Raw genomic sequence first — 21,394 nt, forward strand, 5'->3', positions numbered from 1 at the left:
TAGGTGAGCCCCTTGATCTTGCCAGACTGAATTTTTGAAAACCATAACCGTAGCGTAGCCTTGAACAACTTGTGACTTATTCAACCCTCAAAAAAGACTCTCTCGCGTTTAGCCTGCTTGGCGCCGCCCAGGCGATCGCACTGGTGCGCGACGGTGCGGCGCTGCCACAGGCATTGACCCAGGTATTTGCGCAATCGGCAGCGCCGGCGCCGACCCGCGGCGCCATCCAGGATATCGCCTACCGCACCATGCGCGGCATCGGCCGCGCGGAAACCTTGCTGGGCAACCTGGCCAGCCGGCCGCCGGAACCGACCCTGCTGCACTGCCTGCTGTGCGCAGCCCTGTGCCTGCTGGCCGATGTCGACGATCCTGCCTATGAAAATTTCACCGTGGTTAACCAGGCCGTCACCGCAGTTGCCTCGGACCCGCAGATGGCGCACGCCAAAGGCATGGCGAATGCGGTGCTGCGCCGCTTCCTGCGCGAGCGCGAAGCCTTGGTGGCGATCGCCGTCAAGACGCCCTTCGGCTTGTGGAATTATCCGGTGTGGTGGATAGACCGCATGAAAGCCGCCTATCCGGAACAATGGCAAGCCATCCTGACCGCCGGCAACACGGCGCCGCCGCTGACCTTGCGCGTCAACCGCCGCAAGACCTCGGTAGCGGCCTATCTGGAAACCCTGGCCAGCCACGATATCGGCGCGCGCCAGATCGGCGACTACGCCATCCGCCTGGACATGGCCATGCCGGTGGCGCAGATTCCCGGTTTTGAAGACGGCCTGGCGTCAGTGCAGGACGCGGCGGCGCAACTGGCGGCGCCGTTGCTGGATGTGCAAGACGGCATGCGGGTGCTGGACGCCTGCGCCGCTCCCGGCGGCAAAACCTGTCACATCCTGGAAACCGCCGAGGTCGAGCTGACCGCGCTGGACAACAATCCCAAGCGCTTGCAGCGCATCACCCAGAACCTGCAGCGGCTGCAACTGCAGGCCGGCCTGCAGCTGGGCGACGCCAGCCTCGGCAGCGACGGCAAGGACTGGTGGGACGGCAAGCTGTTCGACCGCATCCTGGCCGACGTGCCCTGCACCGCCTCCGGCATCGTGCGGCGCCATCCGGATATCCGCTGGCTGCGGCGCAAGACCGATACCGAGCAGCTGGCAACACTTTCGGCAAAGATTCTGGACAATCTGTGGCAGATGCTGCGGCCGGATGGTAAATTGCTGCTGGTAACATGTTCCGTCTGGCCGCAGGAATCCGAGGCCCAGGCAGCAGCGTTCGCCCAGCGTCACAATGCCCGCAGGCTGCCGGCGCCAGGCCAGCTGTTGCCGCGTGCCGATCATGAACAGGACCATGACGGGCTGTTTTATGCCTTGTTCCAAAAATGATGAAATAGAAAAGCTGTCTGACAGCCGCAACCAGAGCGGCTCAGCTGTGTCCCCTTGTTAATGCACTATTTTTTAGCGGATTTGCTCCGTAACAGATACCAGTGACACGACCATTGCCTCAATTCATAAAATACTGGCTGCTGGCCCTGATGCTAGCTCTGTCTTTTAGCCACGCCTCCAGCTTTGCATCTGAAGGCGTTGAATTGAGCCAGGCCCATATCGAAGCGGACGACAACGGCTACCGGCTCTCAGCGACTTTTTCCTTCGATCTCAACCGTGGCCTTGAAGATGTGATCAATCGCGGCGTCGCCCTGTATTTCACGACCGATGTCGAACTGACCCGGCCGCGCTGGTACTGGTTCGACGAAAAGGCGATCACGGCCACCCAGACCATCCGCCTGCAATACAACGTCATCACGCGCCGCTATAACGTCGCTACCAACGGCAGCCTGCAGCAAAGCTTCAATACACTCGATGACGCCCTGTCCCTGATCCGCCGTCCCAGCCGCTGGCTGATCGCCGACAAAACCGCGCTCAAGAGCGGCGAGGTGTACCGGGTCGCAGTGCGCATGGGGCTGGACCTGGGGCTATTGTCGAAGCCGTTCCAGGTCAATGCGCTGAACAATAGCGACTGGCGTTTTTCTTCCGACTGGAAGAGTTTCAACTACAAGGCAGAATAGCCGTGTCGCGCGCGCTACGTTATTTGCTGGTGGTCGGCGGCGCCATCGTCAGCATCCTGCTGTTCCTGCTGTCCTCCGCTTCTTCCAATTCCGATTTCTTCGACAAGCACTACTCCTGGCTGCTGGGCTTGAACGCGTTGATGGCGGTGGCGCTGTTCGTGCTGGTGTGCCTGCTGCTGGGCCGCCTCTACAGCCGCTACAAGCACGGCAAGTTCGGCTCCCGCCTGACCGCCAAACTGGTCTTCATGTTCGCACTGATCGGCATCTTGCCGGGCGTGGTGATCTATCTGGTGTCGGTGCAGTTTGTTTCGCGCTCGATCGAATCCTGGTTTGACGTGCACGTGGAGTCGGCCTTGCAGTCGGGCCTGAACCTCAGCCATGCCGCGCTGGAGTCGTCGCTCAGCGATCTCAGTTCCAGGGCCCGCATCCTGGCGGCGGACTGGTCGGAGCTGTCGAATTCGGCGCAGGCCACCCAGCTGGGCCGCCTCAACGAAAAGAATCTGGAGGCTTCCATCGTCACCGCCAACGGCCAGGTGATCGCGTCGGTCGGCGGCCATCTGGGAGCCCTGAGGCCGACTCAGCCGACGCCCGCCATGCTGCAGCAGGCCCGCCTGCCGCACGGCTATGCCGCTACCGAGAGCGCTCAGGACAATCCCGACGGCGGCGCCGCGGATGGCGGCGACAACGACCTGCGCCAGCACGTGGTGGTGGCGATCCCGCCGCCGCTACACAGCTCATCCTTGCAGGACGATACTCATTTCCTGCAGATGATCCAGCCGGTGCCGGCCTATCTGGCGACCAACGCCGAGGCGCTCGGCTCGGCCTACAGCGAATACCAGGAGCGTTCGCTTGGCCGTTCCGGGCTGCGCAAGATCTATCTGGTGACCCTGACCCTGACCCTGCTGCTGGCGGTGTTCGGCGCCATCGCCAGCGCCTTCCTGATCGCCACCGACCTGGCCAAGCCCTTGCTGCTGCTGGCGGAAGGCACCAAGGCGGTGGCCGAGGGCAACCTGTCGCCGCGGCCGATCGTCGCTACCTCGGACGAGCTGGGCACCCTGACCCAGTCGTTCAACCTGATGACGCGCCAGCTGTTCGATGCCCGCGCCGCGGTCGAGAAAAACCGCAGCGAGCTGGAAAATGCCAAGGCCTACCTGGAATCGGTGCTGGCCAACATGTCGGCCGGCGTGATGGTGCTGGACGGCGATTTCCGCCTGGTCACCAGCAACCAGTCGGTGGCACGCATCCTGCAGTACGACTTTTCTCCGCACATCGGCCAGCCGCTCAACATCATCGACGGCCTGGCGCACTTTGCGGAAGTCATCACCAATGCCTTTTCCGAACAGAACGCGCAATTCGCCACCGGCAAGATCGGCCCCGAGCTGCTGCACTGGCAGCAGCAGATCGAGATTCCGCGGCGGGTAGACAGCGGCGCGGACAACGACAGCGACGACATCACCCTGCTGGCGCGCGGCTCGCGCCTGCCGGTCGAGAACCGCACCGGCTATGTGGTGGTGTTCGACGATATTTCCGACGTCATCTCCGGCCAGCGCTCGATTGCCTGGGGCGAAGTAGCGCGCCGCCTGGCGCATGAAATCAAGAATCCGCTGACGCCGATCCAGCTGTCGGCGGAACGGCTGCAGATGAAACTGGAAGACAAGCTGATGACCCAGGACGCGGCGATCCTGAAAAAAAGCACCGACACCATCGTCAACCAGGTAGCGGCAATGAAGCGCATGGTGGACGATTTCCGCGACTACGCCAAGACGCCGCCTGCTGTCTTGGGCGAGCTCGACCTGAACGTGCTGGTGGCGGAAATCCTGCACCTGTATCTGGCGGGCGACGAACGCGACATGATCCACGCCTCGCTGGCGCCGGACCTGCCGCTGATCATGGGCGACGCCACCCAGCTGCGGCAAGTGATACACAACCTGCTGCAGAATGCCCAGGACGCCGTCATGGACCGCAGCGGCGATCCGCAGCCGCCGCGCATCGACCTGGTCACCGAGCGCGTCAGCTATCAAAGTTCGGACGGCCTCTCGCGCACCGCGGTGCGGCTCTCGATCACCGATAACGGCGCCGGATTCTCGCCTAAAATACTGGCCAGGGCGTTTGAACCCTACGTCACGTCGAAGCCGCGCGGCACCGGCCTGGGCCTGCCGATGGTGAAAAAAATCATCGACGAACACGGCGGCCGCATCGATCTGCAGAACCGAAGCGATACAAAGGGCGCAAAAATCCTGATTTTGCTGTTAAAGTTAGCCTCAAGTCATGATTCAGCCATAATTTGATATGCAACACCTGCAAATTGGCAGTTGAGTGATATAGCATGTATCCGGACGCGGAAATAAAACAACGAGACATCAACAATTTAACTGGGCTATCTGAACGGTCCATACAGTGGGATTTGATGCAACAGGAAATGGGAAGGCAACCGCATGGCTAATATCCTAGTCGTTGACGACGAAATGGGAATTCGGGAATTGCTCTCGGAAATTTTAGGTGACGAGGGGCATGTAGTAACCGCCGCGGAAAATGCACAACAGGCTCGCGAGTTTCGTCAGGGCGGCGTGCCCGATCTGGTGCTGCTCGATATCTGGATGCCGGACACCGACGGCGTGACGCTGCTCAAGGAATGGCAGCGCGACGGCTTGCTGACCATGCCGGTCATCATGATGTCCGGCCACGCCACCATCGACACAGCGGTAGAAGCGACGCGCATCGGCGCCCTGAATTTCCTGGAAAAACCGATTGCCTTGCAAAAACTGCTGAAAGCGGTCCAGCAGGGGCTGTCGCAAGGCCCGAAGACTGCCCGCGCGCCAACCCTCTATCCGCAGCCGGTCGCCGCCACCAGCGAACTGGGCGACGTGGTCGCCGCTGTGGGCGCCTTTAACAATCCGATCGCGTCCGAAAGCGGACACGCCGCGGCCATGCCATCGGTGGCGGCAGCCTCGGAAAGCCTGTTCTCGACATCGTTCGGCCTGCCCTTGCGCGAAGCGCGCGATGCTTTCGAGCGCGCCTATTTCGAATACCACCTGATTCGCGAAAGCGGCAGCATGACCAGGGTGGCTGAAAAAACCGGACTGGAGCGCACCCACCTGTACCGGAAACTGAAACAACTCGGCGTCGATCCGGGAAAGCTGTCGAAAAAGGGCGGATGACGCTCACCACCCTGGTCAGCGGCAGACCGGCCAGCGCGCGTGAAGCCGCGATCTGGTCTGCCCTGCAGCAAGAACTGGCGCACCACGGCGTTTATCAGAGTACCGCACTGATCCTGGAAGGCCTGGCCGACGGCAAACTGGCGACGGCTCCCTTGCCGCCTGAACTGGAAATCAAACGGATCGCCCCCGGCTGCTTTTGCTGCATTGGCAACCTGACGCTGCGCGTCACTTTGAACCGCCTGCTGCGCAAAACGCCGGCGCGATTGTTCATCAGCATTGCCGACGACACGCACCTGCAGCAAATCCGCGATTTTCTCAGCCAACCGCCTTACGACGCTTATCTTTCCCTGACCCCGGACCTGGTGGTCTGAGCAAAGTCAGCCATGCAACTTGCCCTGCGGCTATACAGCATTTCCTGCCGCCGGCACGCAACTTTCCTCGGGTTTCCTCCTCTAAGTTGTTGCGTATGGCAATCATAAGAATAATTCCAATAGCAGCACGCTATGTACATTCTCTAACAAATCCTATTAGCACTCTGAATTAGAGAGTGCTAATATATTCCCGTCATACGTCTGATCGTTGATCAACCGGCAGCCTGAGCTGGCCGGACAGCAAGGAGAAAGAATGAAGAATCCATCAGTCAGCACCGCATTAATGCCTACCGAGAGCAACGCCCTGGCGCTCGGCTTTTCCGGCACGCTGGGGAACATCGACGCTTATATCTCGGCCGTGAACCGCCTGCCGATGTTGACACATGATGAAGAAATTTCCCTGGCACAACAACTGCGCAACAAAAACGACCTTGGCGCCGCACAAAAGCTGGTGCTTTCACATTTGCGCCTGGTGGTCTCGATCGCCCGCGGCTACCTCGGGTATGGCCTGCCGCACGCCGACCTGATCCAGGAAGGCAATATCGGCCTGATGAAAGCAGTCAAGCGCTTCGACCCGGACCAGGGCGTACGACTGGTGTCGTATGCCATGCACTGGATCAAGGCGGAAATGCATGAATACATCCTGAAAAACTGGCGCCTGGTGAAAGTAGCCACCACCAAGGCGCAGCGCAAGCTGTTTTTCAATCTGCGCAGCCACAAGGAAGGCCTGGACGCGATGACGCCGTCGCAGGTCGAGGCCCTGGCCAAGACCCTCAACGTCAAGCGCGAAGAAGTGATCGAGATGGAAACGCGCCTGACCGGCCGCGATATCGCGCTGGATGCGCCGACCGATGACGACGATGACAAATTTGCACCGATCGCCTATCTGTCGTCGGAATCGCAGGAACCGACCAAGGTGCTGGAAGCGCAGCGCTACGACCGCCTGCAATCGGAAGGCCTCGAATCTGCCCTGGGCAAGCTGGATGAACGCTCGCGGCGCATCGTTGAAGCCCGCTGGCTAGCCAACGACGACGGTTCCGGCGCCACCTTGCATGAGCTGGCCGACGAATTCGGCGTCTCAGCGGAACGCATACGGCAGATTGAAGCAGTGGCCTTGAAGAAAATGAAAGGTTCGCTGGCCGCGTTTACCTGATCCGACCATCGATCTTTCCCCTATGAAGCCCCCTGCACCTTATGGTTCAGGGGGTTTTGTTTTGTATCCCGGTGTTATAATGTTGCCTTTACGCAAACACGACCGGGACTCAAGACGCATGAATTCTCCCGACTCTCTCTACCGTCAGGTCATGGCGGACAATTTCAACGCGCTGGCGCCGGAACTGCAGCAATTCCATAGCTTGACCGGGCGCGTCGAGCTGCCGGGAAGATGCACGGTCAAAGGGCCGCATACCCTGATCGGCCGCTGCTTCGGCCTGCTGTTCTCGCTGCCCAAAGCGACCAGGGAAACCACCTTCCTGTTTGAACTGGACGCCGACAGCCGGCAGGAAACCTGGCGCCGTCATTTCCCCGGCAGGACCATGGCCTCGCGCATGCAAGTCAGCGCCGGCACGCTAGTGGAACGCCTGGGGCCGGTGGACTTGCACTTTACGCTCAACGCCGCCGACGGACGCCTGAACATGACGCTGCTGCGTATCACCTGCTGCGGAATCGCCTGTCCAAAATTTCTGATTCCTGCCGTGCTGGCGGAGGAAACCGGCGCCGGCGGCAGGCTGCATTTCAACGTCGCCGCGAGATTACCGCTGGTAGGCGTGCTGGCGCAATATCACGGCTATCTGGACCTGGCGCAAGCGAGGATCGCGGCGTGAAATCGTACTCGATGCCGAACATCCGATGCCCACGCCTTTAGCAACACCGCCATACAAAAAGAGCAGGACCTCAGCAAAGTGGTCCTGCTCTTTTTACATGCACTGGCGACCAGGTCGCCGTGGATCATTTCAGCAATAATTTCAAATCATGCGCGATCGGCTCCGGCCCCTGGCCATGGCGTATGAACAGACGGATGTGGCCTTCCGGATCGAACACATAGCTGCCGGCGGTGTGGTCCATGCTATAGCTGCCCGGGGTCTTGCCGGGTACTTTCTGATAGAACACGCGGAATTCCTTGGCCACCTTTTCGGTCGCCGCCGCATCGCCGTACAGGCCGACGAAGCTCGGATCGAAGGCCGGCACATACTTCGACAGCAACTCTTGCGTATCGCGCTCCGGATCGACCGTGACAAACAATACCTGCACCCTGCTCGCCAGCGGGCCCATTTGCTTCAGCACATTGGCCATTTCCACCATGGTGGTCGGACAGACGTCGGGGCATTGGGTGTAGCCGAAAAACACCACCACGGCCTTGCCCTTGTAGTCGGCCAGCGTGCGCGGCTTGCCGGTATGGTCGGTGAGGGCGAAATCGCGGGCGTAGCCGAGACCGGTGACGTCGGTATTGTTGAACGCGGTCTTGGCTGGCGACAAGGTCATTTCCTGGCTGTTGCCGGCCGATTTGTCGCCGCAGGCCGCCAGCGACAAAGCCATCAGCAAGCCGGCAAACAGGGAAATGACAGGGGTAATGCGCTTCATGATTGCTTTCAGAATTTGAGGTAGTGATCGACCAGCAGCGCGGCGAACAGCAGCGACAGGTAGATGATCGAATAGGCGAATGTCTTGCGCGCGATCAGATCGGTGTAGCGCCGGTAGATCTGCCATGCGTACCACAAGAAAACCAGCCCGAGCAGCGCCGCGCTGGCCAGATAGATCAGGCCGCTCATGCCGACTGCGAACGGCAGCATGGTGGTGGCGACCAGCGCGATCGTATACAGCCAGATCTGCAGCTGGGTGAATTTCATGCCATGCGTGATGGGCAGCATCGGCAGGCCGGATTTGGCGTAGTCGTCGCGGCGGTACATCGCCAGCGCCCAGAAATGCGGCGGGGTCCAGACAAAGATGATCAGCACCAGGATCCAGGCCTGCATCGGCACGTCGTTGGCGATCGCGGCCCAGCCCAGAGCCGGCGGCATGGCGCCGGCGAGGCCGCCGATGACGATATTCTGCGGCGTCGCCGGTTTCAGGACGATGGTGTAGATGATGGCATAACCGACAAACGTGGCGAAAGTCAGCCACATGGTCAGCGGATTGACGAAGTTGTACAGCACCCACATGCCGCTGCCGCCGATGACTCCGGAAAACACCAGGGTCTGGTTGACCGTGATCTCGCCGCGCGCCATCGGCCGCCGGGCGGTGCGCGCCATGCGTGAATCGATCTCGCGCTCGACCAGGCAGTTGACGGCAAAGGCAGCGCCGGCCAGCAGCCAGATGCCGATCGTGGCCGCCACCAGCCGTTGCCAGTCAGGCAAGCCGGGCGTCGCCAGGAACATGCCTATCACTGCGCAAAACACCGCCAGCTGCGTCACCCGCGGCTTGGTCAGCGCCCAGTACTGGGCAATTCGATTAGGAGGTACGGTCAATGCGGTCATGGATGCGGGTTGAGGCTGTCAACAATTGCTGAATGGCTACCTGCCGCCGAAACGGCATGCCGGCCGGGAGCGAGTCTAGCCTTGTAGTTTAACATGACCAGCAACACCAGCAGCGCCGCCGCCCCGCCGTTGTGCACGACAGCTATCGCCAGCGGCCAGTTAAAGTAAATGGTAGACAAGCCGGTCAACAATTGCAATCCAATAACAATCAGCAGCCAGCGCCCGGTATTTCGCAAGCCGGCGGTGCGCAGCGCTTTCCAGGCCAGCCAGGCGATCACGGCGATCACCACGAAGGCAAAGCTGCGGTGGGTCCAGTGGATCGCCGTCAGCGCCTGGAACGTCAGGAAATCGCCGTCGGCAGTCATGCCCAGGTGGCGCCACAGCGTAAAACCGTTGGCGAAATCCATCTGCGGCACCAACGCGCCGTGGCACAGAGGGAAGTCGGTGCAGGCCAGGGCGGCATAGTTAGTACTCACCCAGCCGCCGAGAGCGATCTGGATCACCAGCAGGACAAGCGCAATCGCGGCCGGCCGGACCAGGCCGGCGCCGCTGGCCGCCACCGGCGCATGGTCGTTCTGGCGCGCGCCCATCCAGGCCATCATCGCCAGCAAGCTCAAGCCGAGCAAGAGATGGGTGGTGACGATCACAGGCTGCAGTTTCTGGGTCACGGTCCAGGCGCCGAAAGCCCCTTGCAGGCAGACGCAGAAAAACAGCAAGGTCGGATACCAGGGCGAAAACTTGGCCAGCCTTTGCGCCGGTTGCCGGCGCGACTTCAGCCAGCGCAGCCAGCTGATCGCCATCAGGGCGATGATCAGCACACCGACGCCCATGGCGAAATAGCGGTGGATCATTTCGATCCAGGCCTTCTTCACCGTCACCGGACCGAACGGCATGGCTTCCTGCGCGGCGCTGATATGCGCGTGCGCCAGCAGCGGGTTGGAATGGCCGTAGCAGCCTGGCCAGTCGGGGCAGCCGAGACCGGAATCGGTCAGCCGGGTAAAGGCGCCGAACATGATCAGGTCGAAAGTCAGGAACAGCGTGACCCACACCAGCTTGCGGTATTTATTGGTGTCGCTGGAAACCCAGACGACGCAGAACGCCAGCACGGCGACCAGCACTCCCATGCTGCCGAGCTGAACTAACATTGGCGCTGTCATTGAAAACCCGTCATGGCTGAATCATCCTATCGCCGAAGCGCGCAGCAGCTTGGACAGATCCTTCTTCACCTTGTTCGGATCGGCATCCTTGGGGAAGCGCATCATCAGGTGACCGAGCGGATCGATCAGGTAGATATGGTCGGCGGCGTTGGTGCCCTCCTCGGCCGGCAGCCAGGCTTTCAGCAGTTCCGGCTTAACCCGCAGCAATCTGGTGCCGTCATATTCGCGCATCACCATCGTCTCCAGAGGCTGCGCATCGGTAATCAGCCAGACCCGTTCGATGCGGTCCATTTCCTTGCCCTGCATCAGGCGCAACTGGCGCATTTCAAACAGCTTGTCCTGGCAAGCCTTCCCACAATCGCTGCCATCGACCTGCACCATCAGCCATTTGCCTTTGTACGATGCCAGCGATTCCGCTGTGCCGTCGAGCGCGGTGCTGCCCAGTTCGGGAATCGGATATGCCCGCGGATCGATCAGCGTGCCGTAATTGGTGCGGCTTTGCGGCTTGATCACGTAATACGTGAAGTAAGAGGCCAGCATCGGCGCCGCGCATACCGCGATCACCGCGAACAGTTTCCAGCGGCCGCTCTGGCGCTGCCTGTCCTGCGCCGGCGGATTAGCCGGACTGTTGAGCGGCTGGCTTGTTGGTATTTTCTGGTCCACGTCTAAATCCTGTCACAACAAAAAAAATGAATGCCATCACCGCCAGCGCATACCATTGGAAGGCGTAGCCGCGGTGCTTTTCTATCCCTAGCGACGGCCTTGGCCAGGTCCGCTGCAAATGATCGCCAACGTCGCTGGTCTGCTCCACCACGAACGGTTGCAGCTTGAATTTGCTGGCCGCGGCGAATTCGCCGATAGTCAGGTTCTGCACAATGGCCCTGGGCTGCAGCGGGCCGGCGTCGCCCAGCTGCATCACATGGCCGAAATCGCGCCTGACCAGCCCTTCTATCTCGATCGTGCCGGCCGGCGTCGGGTAGGACGGCAGCTTGCTGCGGTCGGACGGGTCGCGCGGCAGCCAGCCGCGCGCCACTAGCACGTAATTACCCAACCCCGTACCCAACCCCGCATCCCCCCCCCTGCCCGGGCCGGCCAGCTTGAATGGCATCAGCACGTAGAAGCCGGCCACGCCGTTCAGCGGACGGTTGTCGAGATAGACAGGCCAGGCGCCAATAAATTCACCGCGCAGCGCCAGGCGCCGGTATTCGAGCCGATCGAGGTCCGCCGGGCCGGCGCCAAACTGGAGTACCGGATCGGCCTGTCGTTGCAAGAGCTTGCTTTCAATCAGCTGCTTCTGGTCGCCGCGCCGCGTTTGCCATTGCGCCAGGGCGATGCCGAGCACTACCAGGACGACGGTTGCGATAAAGGGTATCAGGCGGAAACGGAACCTGGGCCTGTAGTCGGGTTTAGAGCCGATTAGCATTACAATATTGCCTTAGTCAACATTTCCCCTGGCAAAAAATGAAAATCGTCGTCGCCATTGCCTTCATCCTGATCATCGGCAGCCTCGCCTCCGCATTGATATTCCTGATGCGCGACAAGGGCAAGAGCAACCGCACTGTGCAGGCACTGACCTGGCGCGTCGGCCTGTCGGTGTGCTTGTTCCTCATGATACTGCTCTTGTACAAGCTGGGTTATATCCAGCCGACCGGCCTGCACTAGGCAACACGCCAAGCCCGTCGTAAAAAAGGCCGCACCGAGGTGTGGCCTTTTTTTATGCATCGCGGGCCGGCGCTGTCCTGCGCGCTGGCCTGGCGCCGGCCTTACAGCCAGTACACCACCACATACAAGCCGAGCCAGACGACGTCGACAAAGTGCCAGTACCAGGCCGCGCCTTCAAACGCGAAGTGGTGATCCGGAGTGAAATGGCCCTTCAGCACGCGGTACAGCACCACCGACAGCATGATCGCGCCGATGGTGACGTGGAAACCGTGGAAACCGGTCAGCAGGAAGAAGGTCGAACCGTAGACGCCGGACGTCAGCTTCAGGTTGAAATCGGTATAGGCCTCGATGTATTCGGCAGCCTGGAAGCCCATGAAGGTGGCGCCCAGCACGATGGTGGCGAACAGCCAGGCCGCGGTCTTGGCGCGATGGCCGGCGCGCAGCGCATGGTGGGAAATCGTCAGCGTCACGCCGGAAGTGAGCAGCAGGAAGGTGTTGATGGTCGGGATCGGAAACGGACCCATGGTGCTGAACGGCTCGATCGTGCCGGCCGGGCCGGCATTGCCCCAGTGCGCGGCGAAATCAGGCCACAGCACCTTGTTGTCCAGGTCGCCCAGCCACGGCATCGAGATGCTGCGGGCATAGAACAGGGCGCCGAAGAAGGCAGCGAAAAACATGACTTCGGAGAAAATGAACCAGCTCATGCTCCAGCGGTAAGAGGTATCGATGCGCGCACTGTACATGCCGCCTTCGGATTCGCGGATGGAATCGCCGAACCATTTGTAGAGCACGACCAGGAACGACAGCAGGCCAAGGCCGCACAGCTCCGGCCCCCAGACAACGCCGTTGACCCATGCCGCGGCGCCGGCCATGGTCGCCAGCAACGCCGTGCCGCCCAGCACCGGCCACTTGGACGGACCGGGAACGAAATAGTAAGGTGCACTGCCTTGTCGAGAACTCATTGCCATCTCCAGATACAAATTTAATTAGTAATTTCAATATTTGCGGTCTTGTGCTGCACTTACTTGGCGACCACCAGCTTGACGATCGTGATCAGTATTCCAATAAAAATCAACACCCCGAGGATAGCGGCGATAACAACATGCACCGGATTCAGCTGCGCCGCATCGCTTTCATAATCTTTCCTCTTGCGCACACCGAAGAACGACCAGAATATCGCTTTCATGGCAGCGCCAAACGAGGCTTTACGGCGACTTGCTTCTTTCAGATCCGACATTCGACACTCCTGCCCGGCCCCGCTGGTTTAACTTGCCGGCTTGTCCGGCTGGCCCGCAATTTCAAAAAACGTGTACGACAGCGTAATCAGCTTCACATCCTTAGGTATAGCAGGATCTATGTAAAACACCACCGGCATTTCCTTCGCCTCGTTCGGGCCCAGGGTCTGCTGGGTGAAGCAGAAACATTCGACTTTCTTGAAGAAAGCCGCCGCCTGCATCGGCGCATAGCTCGGAATCGCCTGGGCATCCATCTTGCGCGCCTGCTTGTTCACCACTTCGTACACCACCGTGGTCATTTCTCCAGGATGCACCTGCAAACTGCTGACAGTCGGCCGGAAGCGCCAAGGCCCCTGCGAATTGCCGTCAAACTCCACCGTAATGGTGCGGCTCTTGTCGACCTGGGTGTTGGCCGGCGCTGCCACCGTGCCATCCTTGGGCGTCAGGTAATTGACGCCGGTGATTTCGCAAATCTTCTTGTACACCGGCACCAGGCCGTAGCCGAAGCCGAACATCATGACGGCAATCACCAGCAGCTTGCCCAGCATCTGCCAGTTCAGTTTCCGCGACTCTTCCTTGGCGCCGCCGTCTTCAGGATTGCTCATCTATTTGAACCACATCATCTTGACGAAGATCGCGATGAAGAAACTCAGGGCAAGCAAGCCCACCAGCAAGCCGGTGCGCAGGTTATTCGGTTTTTTCTGCTGATTCATGTTGGATATCCATGCAGAGCCGGCGGGTGGCATGCGCCCCCGCCGTTTCCATTATTTAAAGACTGGCGGCGTTTCGAAGGTGTGGAAAGGAGCAGGACTTGGAACAGTCCATTCCAGACCTTCAGCGCCTTCCCATGGCTTGTCGGCTGCCTTCTTGCCGCCCTTGATCGATGGAATGATCACGAAGAACAGGAAGTAGACCTGGGTCAGGCCGAAGCCCAGCGCGCCGATCGAAGCCACCATGTTGAAATCGGTGAACTGCGCCGGATAGTCGGCATAGCGACGCGGCATGCCGGCCAGGCCCAGGAAGTGCATAGGGAAGAAAGTGACGTTGAACCAGACCAGCGAATTCCAGAAATGGATCTTGCCGCGGGTTTCGTTGTACATGAAACCGGTCCATTTCGGACCCCAGTAGTAGTAACCGGCGAACAGCGCGAACAGGGAGCCGGCCACCAGCACGTAGTGGAAGTGCGCCACCACGTAGTAGGTGTCCTGCATCTGGATGTCGATCGGCGTCACCGCCAGGATCAGGCCGGTGAAACCGCCCATGGTGAACACGAAGATGAAACCGATCGCGAACAGCATCGGGGTTTCGAAAGTCATCGAACCGCGCCACATGGTGGCGATCCAGTTGAAGATCTTGACGCCGGTAGGGACCGCGATCAGCATGGTTGCATACATGAAGAACAGCTGCGCAGTCACCGGCATGCCGGTGGTGAACATGTGGTGCGCCCAGACGATGAACGAGAGGATCGCGATCGATGCGGTTGCATACACCATCGAGGCATAGCCGAACAGCTGCTTGCGGGCGAAGGCCGGGATGATCTGCGAGACGATGCCGAAGGCCGGCAGAATCATGATGTACACCTCGGGGTGGCCGAAGAACCAGAAGATGTGCTGGTACATCACCGGATCGCCGCCGCCGGCCGCGTTAAAGAAGGAAGTGCCGAAATGGCGGTCGGTCAGGGTCATGGTGATGGCGCCGGCCAGCACAGGCATCACGGCGATCAGCAGGTAGGCGGTGATCAGCCAGGTCCAGCAGAACATCGGCATCTTCATCAGGGTCATGCCAGGCGCGCGCATGTTGAGGATGGTGGTGATGATGTTGATCGAACCCATGATCGACGAAGCGCCCATGATGTGGATCGCGAAAATCGCCATGTCCATGCCAGGGCCCATCTGGGTCGACAGCGGAGCGTACAGGGTCCAGCCGGCCGCGGTGGCGCCGCCAGGCACCAGGAACGAGGTCGCCAGCAGCAGCGCAGCAGGCGGCATCAGCCAGAACGAGAAGTTGTTCATCCGCGCAAACGCCATGTCGGAGGCGCCGATCTGCAGCGGGATCATCCAGTTGGCGAAGCCGACGAAGGCCGGCATGATGGCGCCGAACACCATGATCAGGCCGTGCATGGTGGTCAGCTGGTTGAAGAATTCCGGCTTGAAGAACTGCAGGCCGGGCTGGAACAGCTCGGCGCGGATCAGCAGCGCCAATACCCCGCCCGACAGCAGCATGGTGAACGAGAACCACAGGTACAAGGTGCCGATGTCCTTGTGGTTGGTGGCGAACAGCCAGCGGCGCCAACCGTGCGGGTGGTCGTGCGCGTGGTCGTCGTGAGAATGATCGTGTGCGTGATCGACTGCGGTAGTGCTGCTCATCTCAATCTCCTGTATTTCAGTGGAGGACAGAGTTATTCGTCTCAAGCTTCGCTTGCTGACTCATCAACTCTGCCCCCAAAAGTTTATTTTCGCGCAGCCAGCACTTCTGCCGGTTGGACAATATTTTCTTGTGCCTTGTTGGACCAGTTGTTGCGGGTGTAGGTGATCACCGCGGCAATTTCGGTATCCGACAATACGGCTTTCCAGGCCGGCATCTGCATGGCGCCGTCGACCTTGCCGTTCAACACGACATTGATCTGCGCCGCGCGCGGGCCGTTCACGACCGGGTCGCCGTCGAGCGGCGGGAAGGCGCCAGGGACACCCTTGCCGCTAGCCTGGTGGCAGGCCGCGCAATTGGCGGTGTAGACTTTTTCGCCGCGCTGTTTCAATTCATCGATAGTCCAGGTCTTGCTCGGATCGTCCGCCTGCGCAGCCATTTCCTTTTTCTTGCCGTCGACCCAGGCCTTGTAATCGGCGTCGCTCAGGACGTTGACCACGATAGGCATGAAGGCGTGGTCCTTGCCGCACAGCTCAACGCACTGGCCGCGGTAGACGCCGACCTTCTCGGCCTTGAACCAGGTGTCGCGCACGAAGCCGGGAATCGCATCCTGCTTGACGCCGAACGCCTGGATAGTCCAGGAGTGGATGACGTCGTTGGCGGTGGTGATGATGCGGACCTTCTTGTTGACCGGCACCACCATCGGATTGTCGACTTCGATCAGGTAGTTGTCGTTCTTGACCTTGGTCGAGTCGACTACTTGTTCGTGGGGAGTGGAGAGGTTGGAGAGGAAGGAAATGCCGGCGCCTTCGCCGTTGAGATAGTCATAGCCCCATTTCCATTGCATGCCGGTGACCTTGATGGTGAGGTCGGCGTTGGAGGTATCCTTCATCGCCACCACCGTCTTGGTGGCCGGCAGCGCCATGCCGATGACGATCAGGAAAGGAATCACGGTCCAGGCGATTTCGACGCCGGTGCTTTCATGGAAACTGGCCGACTTGGCGCCCAGCGACTTGCGGTGTTTCAGGATGGAATAGAACATCACCCCGAAAACCGCCAGGAAAATCACCAGGCAGATGATCAGCATCAAATTATGCAGATCGTAGATTTGCTGTGCAATTTCGGTGACTGGCGGTTGAAAGTTCATCCCAAGTACTTTGGGACCACCCGGGCTATCGACCACCGCCCATGAAGGCATTGCTGCCGCCAGGAGCGACGCACCGAGCGTCAACGATGTAAGGCGCTTCGCATATTCCATGATTTCCTCAAAAGCCCAAAATTATAATTTTATCAAGCACCAGGCAATGATCTGCGCTGTATCTCCTGCCTTAACTCTCGCACAAACTCACGCCGCTTCCATTCCGTCAAAAACTGACCTACTTCTACTCGGGTGCCTAGTGCTTCCAGGCCGATGAGGCCCTTCTTTGTCTCCTGCACTGCAATCCGGATGGAACGCAAATCCAGTTTAAATTGTCGAATTTCCTGCGCCTGTATCAGTTCTACAAGCAGATAGCCGTCGTCCAGCATCGCGATATGCTCGCGGTCCGTAGCGTGCCGCGCATAAATCAGGAATGCGACAGCCACCGCCGACATTTCCAGCACCGCGAACAGCAATACGAACCAGGCGCCGCGCAAAGTAAAAGCTATCGCCACGGCCATCGAGGTCGCACAGAGGATTACGTAGAAAAAACCAAGCTGGCGCGGCGCGATAGCGCAATTACGCCTCAAGTCCCATTCTCGCTTAATCATGATGCACCATCGACATCAAGCATGTTGCCTGTACGCACAAGCTAAAACCTTTGAAGTATAAGGGCTAATCGAACTTGTTATCAAGGAGAATCAAATCCTCGGAACCAGCCCCGCAAACACCCCCAAAACCTCGTTTTCAAGCCGCCCGGCCAGCCCCAGACTCACACCCCGCAAGGCCCGCAATAACCGGTTTCAGATAGTCGCTATATGCGAAAACCAGTATATCTGCCAGGGCCGGAACAAGACTCGCGAGGCAAATTGACAACACTTTCCTTTAGACCTTAGCCCCTTGCTGCAACCGCAAAACAATTAGGGTCGGAGTCGATTTTCTGCCGGCCGGCGGCATGACTATCGATTCCATCAAGAAAGGGAGCAGCCTCAAGGCCGCAAGTAGGCGTAACCCTGCGATTGCAGGTCTGCCAGCATCACCACCGCGCCCTTGTCGGCCACGCCGAAACCCGGCAACAGGTCTTTCAGCTCGACTTTCTGCGCTTTCATGGTGTTGATGCAGGCGTTCATTTCCAGGCCGGTTTTTGCCAGCTCGGCGACTTGCGCAATGAAATCCGGGCTGGCTTGGGCGGCATGGAAGGCCCTGAGCGCGGCGCCGTGTATCACCAGCACGATCTTCACCTTGTCCGGGCCGCCCATGCCTTCGAAATGGCTCTGGATATTGCCGAGCACGAAGGCGACCCTGGCCTGCTCGCTCAAGTGATAGACGACCTTGGCTTTATCCACGGCGGCGGCATGCGCCGGCCTTGCGCTCGCCGCCAGCACGGAAGCCGCGCCAATTGATGAAAACATGGTCCACAGGATGCTGCGTCGTTGCATCGTCACTCCCGGTCGGAAAAATGAAACAGGATAAGCCGGCCTTGTCCAAGGCCGGCCAGGCGGTCAACCTTAACTCAAATCCGCCAGCGGGTGATCGTTCTCTGGCCACGGATCGTCGAAAAAGCCGTTGCCCCATTCCCCGCTGACTTCCGCGAGGATGGCCGGCTGCCATTTCGGCTGGCGGTCCTTGTCGATGATCAGGGCCCGTATGCCTTCGGCAAAATCGGTGCGGGCGGCGCAATGCAGCGACACCACATATTCCAGCCGGAACACTTCGGCCAGCGACATGTGCAGCGCGCGCTTTTGCAGTGCATGCGACAGCCAGGCCGAAGCCGGGCTGCCGGCGACCAGGGTGGCGATGCCTTTTTGCAGCCAGCCGTCGTCGGTTTGCAGGCCGACGATGTTTTGCACGACTTCATCCAGCGTCGGCGCGCCGCATAGCTGATGTATCAATTCAAAATGCTGGCGCAACGGTGTCGGCGCGGCGGCGAATGCCGGCTTGGCCTGCTGTTCCGCGGCCAGCAAAACCCGCGTCAGCAGCACATCGTCCTGTTTGCCATCCCACGGCTGGCTCAACAAGCTTGCCAGCAACGCCGGCTTCTGGCCGTGTTCGATCTGATAGTCGGCCAGGCGCGCGAAAACGGCGTCTGCGGCGCCGAAGGAAGCCCCGGTCAAGGCCAGGAACAGGCCGAGCTGGCCCGGCATGCGGTTCAGGAACCAGGTGCCGCCGACATCCGGGTACAAGCCGATCGTGATTTCCGGCATGGCCAGCCGCGATTTCTCGGTCACCACGCGGTGGCTGGCGCCGGCCATCAGGCCGATGCCGCCGCCCATCACGATGCCGTGCGCCCAGGCCAGCATCGGCTTGGGATAAGTATGGATCAGGTAGTCAAGGCGATATTCGCGCTCGAAGAAATCGCAAGCGTAAGTGTTGCTCTTGATGTCCGCGCTCTGGCCGGACGCATGCTGGTCCAGCATGGTGCGGTACAAATCCTGCAAGTCGCCGCCGGCGCAGAACGCCTTCTCGCCGGCCGCCTGCAGCAGCACCATGGCAATCTGCGGATCACCGGCCCAAGCGCGCAATTGCGCATCGAGCAGATCGACCATTTCCAGCGAGATCGCATTCAGGGTCTTTTCAACATTCAGGGTGGCGACGCCGATGCGCTTGCCGTTGGCGGCGACCAGTTCTTCAAACAGCGCCGGCGCGGCAACCTTCACTACATCTTCCATTATTCATTACTCCAGACTGGCGGACGTTTTTGCAGGAAGGCGTTGACGCCTTCCTTTTGATCCTTGGTATCGAACAGATCGAGGAACAGCTCGCGCTCCACCGGCAGCAAGGTGGCCAGCGGATTGGCGCGCGCGCCCTGGATCAATTTCTTGCACGCGCTGACGCTCGACGGACTTTGCCGGGCGACCTGCTCTGCCAGCGCCAGTGCGCGCTGGCGGGCTTCGCCTTTTTTAACCAGCTCTTCCACCAGGCCGATGCGCAATGCGGTGTCGGCGTTGACGCGCTCGCCGCACAGGATCATGCGCTTGGCCCAGCCTTCGCCCACCAGCCAGGGCAGGTTCTGGGTGCCGCCGGCGCAAGGCAGCAAGCCGACCGCCGCTTCCGGTAAGGCCATCTGCGCATGCTCTTCGGCGATGCGCAGATCGCAGGCCAGCGCGCATTCCAGACCGCCGCCCATGGCGTAGCCGTTGATGGCGGCGATCGAGACGCCGCGAAAGGCCGACAAGGTTTCGAATGCTTCGCCGAAGCGGCGCGCCATCTCGCGCGCCATCACTTTGTCGCCATCGGCAAACAGTTTCAGGTCGGCGCCGGCGCAAAAGAATTTCTCGCCTTCGCCGGTCAGCACCAGGCTGTAGATATTGTTGTCGACGTTGAGCGCCTGCACCAGCCGGGTCAGGTCGCGCAAGGCCTCGCCGGTCCAGGTGTTGGCCGGTGGATTGGCCATGGTCACCACGGCCGTGTGGCCGACAATTTCCAGGCGCAGGTTGATGTAGCGATCTTCAGTGTAGGAGCTGCTCATCGGATGTCCTCGTTGGATGCATTGCCCAGCAACTGGCGGGCGATAATCACGCGCATGATTTCGTTGGTGCCTTCCAGGATCTGGTGCACGCGGACGTCGCGGAAATGGCGCTCCAGCGGATACTCGCGGATATAACCATAGCCGCCATGGATCTGCAGCGCTTCATTGCAGATCCGGAAGCCGATATCGGTGGCGAAGCGTTTCGCCATCGCGCAGTAGGTGGTGGCGTTAGGGTCCTTGGCATCCAGCTTGCAGGCGGCCAGGCGCACCATCTGGCGCGCTGCGACCAGCTCGGTCTGCATGTCGGCCAGCTTGAATTGCAGCGCCTGGAAATCCGACAGCGGCCGGTTGAACTGGCGGCGCTCGCTCATGTAGGCATGCGCCGCATCGAGTGCGGCCTGGGCGGTGCCTACCGAACAGGTAGCGATGTTGATGCGGCCGCCATCCAGGCCGCGCATCGCCAGCCGGAAGCCTTCGCCTTCCTGTCCCAGCAGGTGGTCGGCCGGAATCCGCACATTGTCGAAACTGATGGTGCGGGTAGGCTGGCTGTTCCAGCCCATTTTTTCTTCCTTACGGCCGTAGCTGATGCCTGGCGCATCGGCCGGCACCACGAAGGCCGACACCCCATGCGCGCCGCCGGCGCCGGTGCGTGCCATCAGCACCAGCACATCGGTGGAGCCCGCGCCAGAGATAAACGCTTTGGAACCGTTGATGACGTAATGGCCATCGGCCAGCACCGCGCTGGTCTTCAGCGAAGCCGCATCAGAGCCCGAACCCGGTTCGGTCAGGCAGTAGGAGCCAAGCTTCTGCCCGCTCGCCAGCTTGCCGCACCAGGTCTCTTTTACCGCCGGGGTCGCCCAGTTGGCGATCATCCAGCTCACCATGTTGTGGATCGTCAGGTAGGCCGTGGTGGAAGTGCAGCCGCGCGCCAGTTCCTCGAACACGATGGTGGCGTCGAGCCGCGACAAGCCCAGGCCGCCGACTTCTTCCGGCGTATACAAGCCGCAAAAGCCCAGCTCGCCGGCCTTGGCGATGACGTCGACCGGGAAAATCGCCTCGGCGTCCCATTTGGCCGCGTGCGGCGCCAGTTCTCCTGCTGCGAAATCACGCGCGGTTTGCTGGAATGCGCGTTGATCTTCTGATAATTCAAAGTCCATGGTGGTCTGTCTCCAAAACGAATAAGGGGCGATGATTGCTGCTGACGGCAATTTATATCCCAGCAGAATAACAATAATTGACGTTAACGTAAACGTCACCCAAACCGTTCAGGCGAAAAAATGGCGACGGGGAGAATGCCGTCGCCCAACT

Annotated in this window: 23 protein-coding genes; 8 read left to right on the forward strand and 15 right to left on the reverse strand. The window is 60.2% G+C overall.

What is annotated here, in order from left to right:
- Positions 1–71 precede the first annotated feature (71 nt).
- From rsmB to KHU30_RS11690, 7 genes are all read left to right on the forward strand, one after another.
- Positions 72–1,379 carry a 16S rRNA (cytosine(967)-C(5))-methyltransferase RsmB gene (rsmB, locus tag KHU30_RS11660; protein ID WP_211442839.1) on the forward strand — a complete coding sequence of 436 codons (1,308 nt, stop codon included), beginning with the start codon at positions 72–74 and terminating at the stop codon, positions 1,377–1,379.
- A gap of 203 nt (positions 1,380–1,582) precedes the next feature.
- Positions 1,583–2,059, forward strand: a complete 477-nt coding sequence (locus tag KHU30_RS11665; protein ID WP_407928063.1) for a DUF4390 domain-containing protein — start codon at positions 1,583–1,585, stop codon at positions 2,057–2,059.
- 2 nt (positions 2,060–2,061) lie between these two features.
- Complete coding sequence (locus KHU30_RS11670) at positions 2,062–4,347, forward strand: sensor histidine kinase (protein WP_211442840.1); 2,286 nt, start codon at positions 2,062–2,064, stop codon at positions 4,345–4,347.
- A gap of 147 nt (positions 4,348–4,494) precedes the next feature.
- Positions 4,495–5,217, forward strand: coding sequence for a response regulator (locus KHU30_RS11675; RefSeq protein WP_211442841.1), 723 nt, complete (start codon positions 4,495–4,497; stop codon positions 5,215–5,217).
- Positions 5,214–5,588, forward strand: coding sequence for a GTPase (locus tag KHU30_RS11680; RefSeq protein ID WP_211442842.1), 375 nt, complete (start codon positions 5,214–5,216; stop codon positions 5,586–5,588). The genes KHU30_RS11675 and KHU30_RS11680 overlap by 4 nt, the downstream gene beginning before the upstream one ends.
- A gap of 253 nt (positions 5,589–5,841) precedes the next feature.
- Positions 5,842–6,741, forward strand: coding sequence for an RNA polymerase sigma factor RpoH (gene rpoH / locus KHU30_RS11685; RefSeq protein WP_211442843.1), 900 nt, complete (start codon positions 5,842–5,844; stop codon positions 6,739–6,741).
- 118 nt (positions 6,742–6,859) lie between these two features.
- Complete coding sequence (locus KHU30_RS11690) at positions 6,860–7,411, forward strand: DUF4166 domain-containing protein (RefSeq protein WP_211442844.1); 552 nt, start codon at positions 6,860–6,862, stop codon at positions 7,409–7,411.
- A gap of 124 nt (positions 7,412–7,535) precedes the next feature.
- Here KHU30_RS11690 and KHU30_RS11695 read toward each other — a convergent pair whose 3' ends face one another.
- From KHU30_RS11695 to KHU30_RS11715, 5 genes are read right to left on the reverse strand one after another with little or no spacing between them, the layout of a single operon-like run.
- Complete coding sequence (locus tag KHU30_RS11695; protein ID WP_211442845.1) at positions 7,536–8,168, reverse strand: SCO family protein; 633 nt, start codon at positions 8,166–8,168, stop codon at positions 7,536–7,538.
- Positions 8,169–8,176: 8 nt separating this feature from the next.
- A complete protein-coding gene (gene cyoE / locus KHU30_RS11700) occupies positions 8,177–9,061 on the reverse strand; it encodes a heme o synthase (RefSeq protein ID WP_211442846.1) in 885 nt (294 codons plus the stop codon).
- Positions 9,058–10,218: a COX15/CtaA family protein gene (locus KHU30_RS11705; protein ID WP_211442847.1), complete on the reverse strand. Its 1,161-nt coding sequence runs from the start codon at positions 10,216–10,218 to the stop codon at positions 9,058–9,060. The genes cyoE and KHU30_RS11705 overlap by 4 nt, the downstream gene beginning before the upstream one ends.
- Before the next feature lie 21 nt (positions 10,219–10,239).
- Positions 10,240–10,881: an SCO family protein gene (locus KHU30_RS11710; protein WP_329956674.1), complete on the reverse strand. Its 642-nt coding sequence runs from the start codon at positions 10,879–10,881 to the stop codon at positions 10,240–10,242.
- Entirely contained in the window at positions 10,835–11,641 is an 807-nt protein-coding gene (locus KHU30_RS11715) for an SURF1 family protein (RefSeq protein WP_211442848.1), read from the reverse strand. The genes KHU30_RS11710 and KHU30_RS11715 overlap by 47 nt, the downstream gene beginning before the upstream one ends.
- Before the next feature lie 38 nt (positions 11,642–11,679).
- Here KHU30_RS11715 and KHU30_RS11720 point away from each other — a divergent pair, with 38 nt between their 5' ends.
- The gene (locus tag KHU30_RS11720) at positions 11,680–11,880 is read left to right on the forward strand and encodes a twin transmembrane helix small protein (protein ID WP_061936749.1); all 201 of its coding nucleotides are present in this window, start codon (positions 11,680–11,682) and stop codon (positions 11,878–11,880) included.
- A gap of 101 nt (positions 11,881–11,981) precedes the next feature.
- On the opposite strand, the gene KHU30_RS11725 is transcribed toward KHU30_RS11720, so the two are convergent.
- The 10 genes from KHU30_RS11725 to KHU30_RS11770 all read right to left on the reverse strand — a co-directional run bounded on the left by KHU30_RS11725 (position 11,982) and on the right by KHU30_RS11770 (position 21,243).
- Complete coding sequence (locus KHU30_RS11725; protein WP_407928064.1) at positions 11,982–12,848, reverse strand: cytochrome c oxidase subunit 3; 867 nt, start codon at positions 12,846–12,848, stop codon at positions 11,982–11,984.
- Positions 12,849–12,901: 53 nt separating this feature from the next.
- Positions 12,902–13,117: a DUF2970 domain-containing protein gene (locus KHU30_RS11730; protein WP_098495257.1), complete on the reverse strand. Its 216-nt coding sequence runs from the start codon at positions 13,115–13,117 to the stop codon at positions 12,902–12,904.
- Between the two features lie 27 nt (positions 13,118–13,144).
- The gene (locus KHU30_RS11735) at positions 13,145–13,720 is read right to left on the reverse strand and encodes a cytochrome c oxidase assembly protein (protein WP_211442850.1); all 576 of its coding nucleotides are present in this window, start codon (positions 13,718–13,720) and stop codon (positions 13,145–13,147) included.
- Between the two features lie 159 nt (positions 13,721–13,879).
- A complete protein-coding gene (gene ctaD / locus KHU30_RS11740) occupies positions 13,880–15,481 on the reverse strand; it encodes a cytochrome c oxidase subunit I (RefSeq protein ID WP_211442851.1) in 1,602 nt (533 codons plus the stop codon).
- A gap of 83 nt (positions 15,482–15,564) precedes the next feature.
- Complete coding sequence (gene coxB / locus KHU30_RS11745; protein WP_211442852.1) at positions 15,565–16,737, reverse strand: cytochrome c oxidase subunit II; 1,173 nt, start codon at positions 16,735–16,737, stop codon at positions 15,565–15,567.
- 32 nt (positions 16,738–16,769) lie between these two features.
- Entirely contained in the window at positions 16,770–17,228 is a 459-nt protein-coding gene (locus KHU30_RS11750; RefSeq protein WP_211442853.1) for a DUF2244 domain-containing protein, read from the reverse strand.
- A 378-nt stretch (positions 17,229–17,606) separates the two neighbouring features.
- Positions 17,607–18,056: a DsrE family protein gene (locus tag KHU30_RS11755; RefSeq protein WP_211442854.1), complete on the reverse strand. Its 450-nt coding sequence runs from the start codon at positions 18,054–18,056 to the stop codon at positions 17,607–17,609.
- A gap of 69 nt (positions 18,057–18,125) precedes the next feature.
- On the reverse strand, positions 18,126–19,286 hold the full coding sequence (locus KHU30_RS11760) for an enoyl-CoA hydratase/isomerase family protein (protein WP_211442855.1): 1,161 nt from the start codon (positions 19,284–19,286) through the stop codon (positions 18,126–18,128).
- Entirely contained in the window at positions 19,286–20,086 is an 801-nt protein-coding gene (locus KHU30_RS11765; RefSeq protein ID WP_211442856.1) for an enoyl-CoA hydratase, read from the reverse strand. Before KHU30_RS11765 ends, KHU30_RS11760 begins: the two co-directional genes overlap by 1 nt.
- Positions 20,083–21,243, reverse strand: coding sequence for an acyl-CoA dehydrogenase family protein (locus KHU30_RS11770; RefSeq protein WP_211442857.1), 1,161 nt, complete (start codon positions 21,241–21,243; stop codon positions 20,083–20,085). Before KHU30_RS11770 ends, KHU30_RS11765 begins: the two co-directional genes overlap by 4 nt.
- Positions 21,244–21,394 lie beyond the last annotated feature (151 nt).

The organism is Collimonas humicola (assembly GCF_018304945.1).
Taxonomy (GTDB): domain Bacteria; phylum Pseudomonadota; class Gammaproteobacteria; order Burkholderiales; family Burkholderiaceae_D; genus Collimonas; species Collimonas humicola.

What these genes read in the sequence shown, in the direction of transcription:
- KHU30_RS11675 (WP_211442841.1), top strand. Translation starts at nt 4,495, where the DNA reads ATGGCTAATATCCTAGTCGTTGACGACGAAATGGGAATTCGGGAATTG.
- KHU30_RS11770 (WP_211442857.1), bottom strand. Translation starts at nt 21,243, where the DNA reads ATGGACTTTGAATTATCAGAAGATCAACGCGCATTCCAGCAAACCGCG.
- rpoH (WP_211442843.1), top strand. Translation starts at nt 5,842, where the DNA reads ATGAAGAATCCATCAGTCAGCACCGCATTAATGCCTACCGAGAGCAAC.
- KHU30_RS11680 (WP_211442842.1), top strand. Translation starts at nt 5,214, where the DNA reads ATGACGCTCACCACCCTGGTCAGCGGCAGACCGGCCAGCGCGCGTGAA.
- KHU30_RS11720 (WP_061936749.1), top strand. Translation starts at nt 11,680, where the DNA reads ATGAAAATCGTCGTCGCCATTGCCTTCATCCTGATCATCGGCAGCCTC.
- cyoE (WP_211442846.1), bottom strand. Translation starts at nt 9,061, where the DNA reads ATGACCGCATTGACCGTACCTCCTAATCGAATTGCCCAGTACTGGGCG.
- KHU30_RS11715 (WP_211442848.1), bottom strand. Translation starts at nt 11,641, where the DNA reads ATGCTAATCGGCTCTAAACCCGACTACAGGCCCAGGTTCCGTTTCCGC.
- KHU30_RS11760 (WP_211442855.1), bottom strand. Translation starts at nt 19,286, where the DNA reads ATGGAAGATGTAGTGAAGGTTGCCGCGCCGGCGCTGTTTGAAGAACTG.
- coxB (WP_211442852.1), bottom strand. Translation starts at nt 16,737, where the DNA reads ATGGAATATGCGAAGCGCCTTACATCGTTGACGCTCGGTGCGTCGCTC.
- KHU30_RS11765 (WP_211442856.1), bottom strand. Translation starts at nt 20,086, where the DNA reads ATGAGCAGCTCCTACACTGAAGATCGCTACATCAACCTGCGCCTGGAA.
- KHU30_RS11750 (WP_211442853.1), bottom strand. Translation starts at nt 17,228, where the DNA reads ATGATTAAGCGAGAATGGGACTTGAGGCGTAATTGCGCTATCGCGCCG.
- KHU30_RS11690 (WP_211442844.1), top strand. Translation starts at nt 6,860, where the DNA reads ATGAATTCTCCCGACTCTCTCTACCGTCAGGTCATGGCGGACAATTTC.
- KHU30_RS11730 (WP_098495257.1), bottom strand. Translation starts at nt 13,117, where the DNA reads ATGTCGGATCTGAAAGAAGCAAGTCGCCGTAAAGCCTCGTTTGGCGCT.
- KHU30_RS11705 (WP_211442847.1), bottom strand. Translation starts at nt 10,218, where the DNA reads ATGACAGCGCCAATGTTAGTTCAGCTCGGCAGCATGGGAGTGCTGGTC.
- KHU30_RS11695 (WP_211442845.1), bottom strand. Translation starts at nt 8,168, where the DNA reads ATGAAGCGCATTACCCCTGTCATTTCCCTGTTTGCCGGCTTGCTGATG.
- ctaD (WP_211442851.1), bottom strand. Translation starts at nt 15,481, where the DNA reads ATGAGCAGCACTACCGCAGTCGATCACGCACACGATCATTCTCACGAC.
- KHU30_RS11725 (WP_407928064.1), bottom strand. Translation starts at nt 12,848, where the DNA reads ATGGCAATGAGTTCTCGACAAGGCAGTGCACCTTACTATTTCGTTCCC.
- KHU30_RS11735 (WP_211442850.1), bottom strand. Translation starts at nt 13,720, where the DNA reads ATGAGCAATCCTGAAGACGGCGGCGCCAAGGAAGAGTCGCGGAAACTG.
- KHU30_RS11755 (WP_211442854.1), bottom strand. Translation starts at nt 18,056, where the DNA reads ATGCAACGACGCAGCATCCTGTGGACCATGTTTTCATCAATTGGCGCG.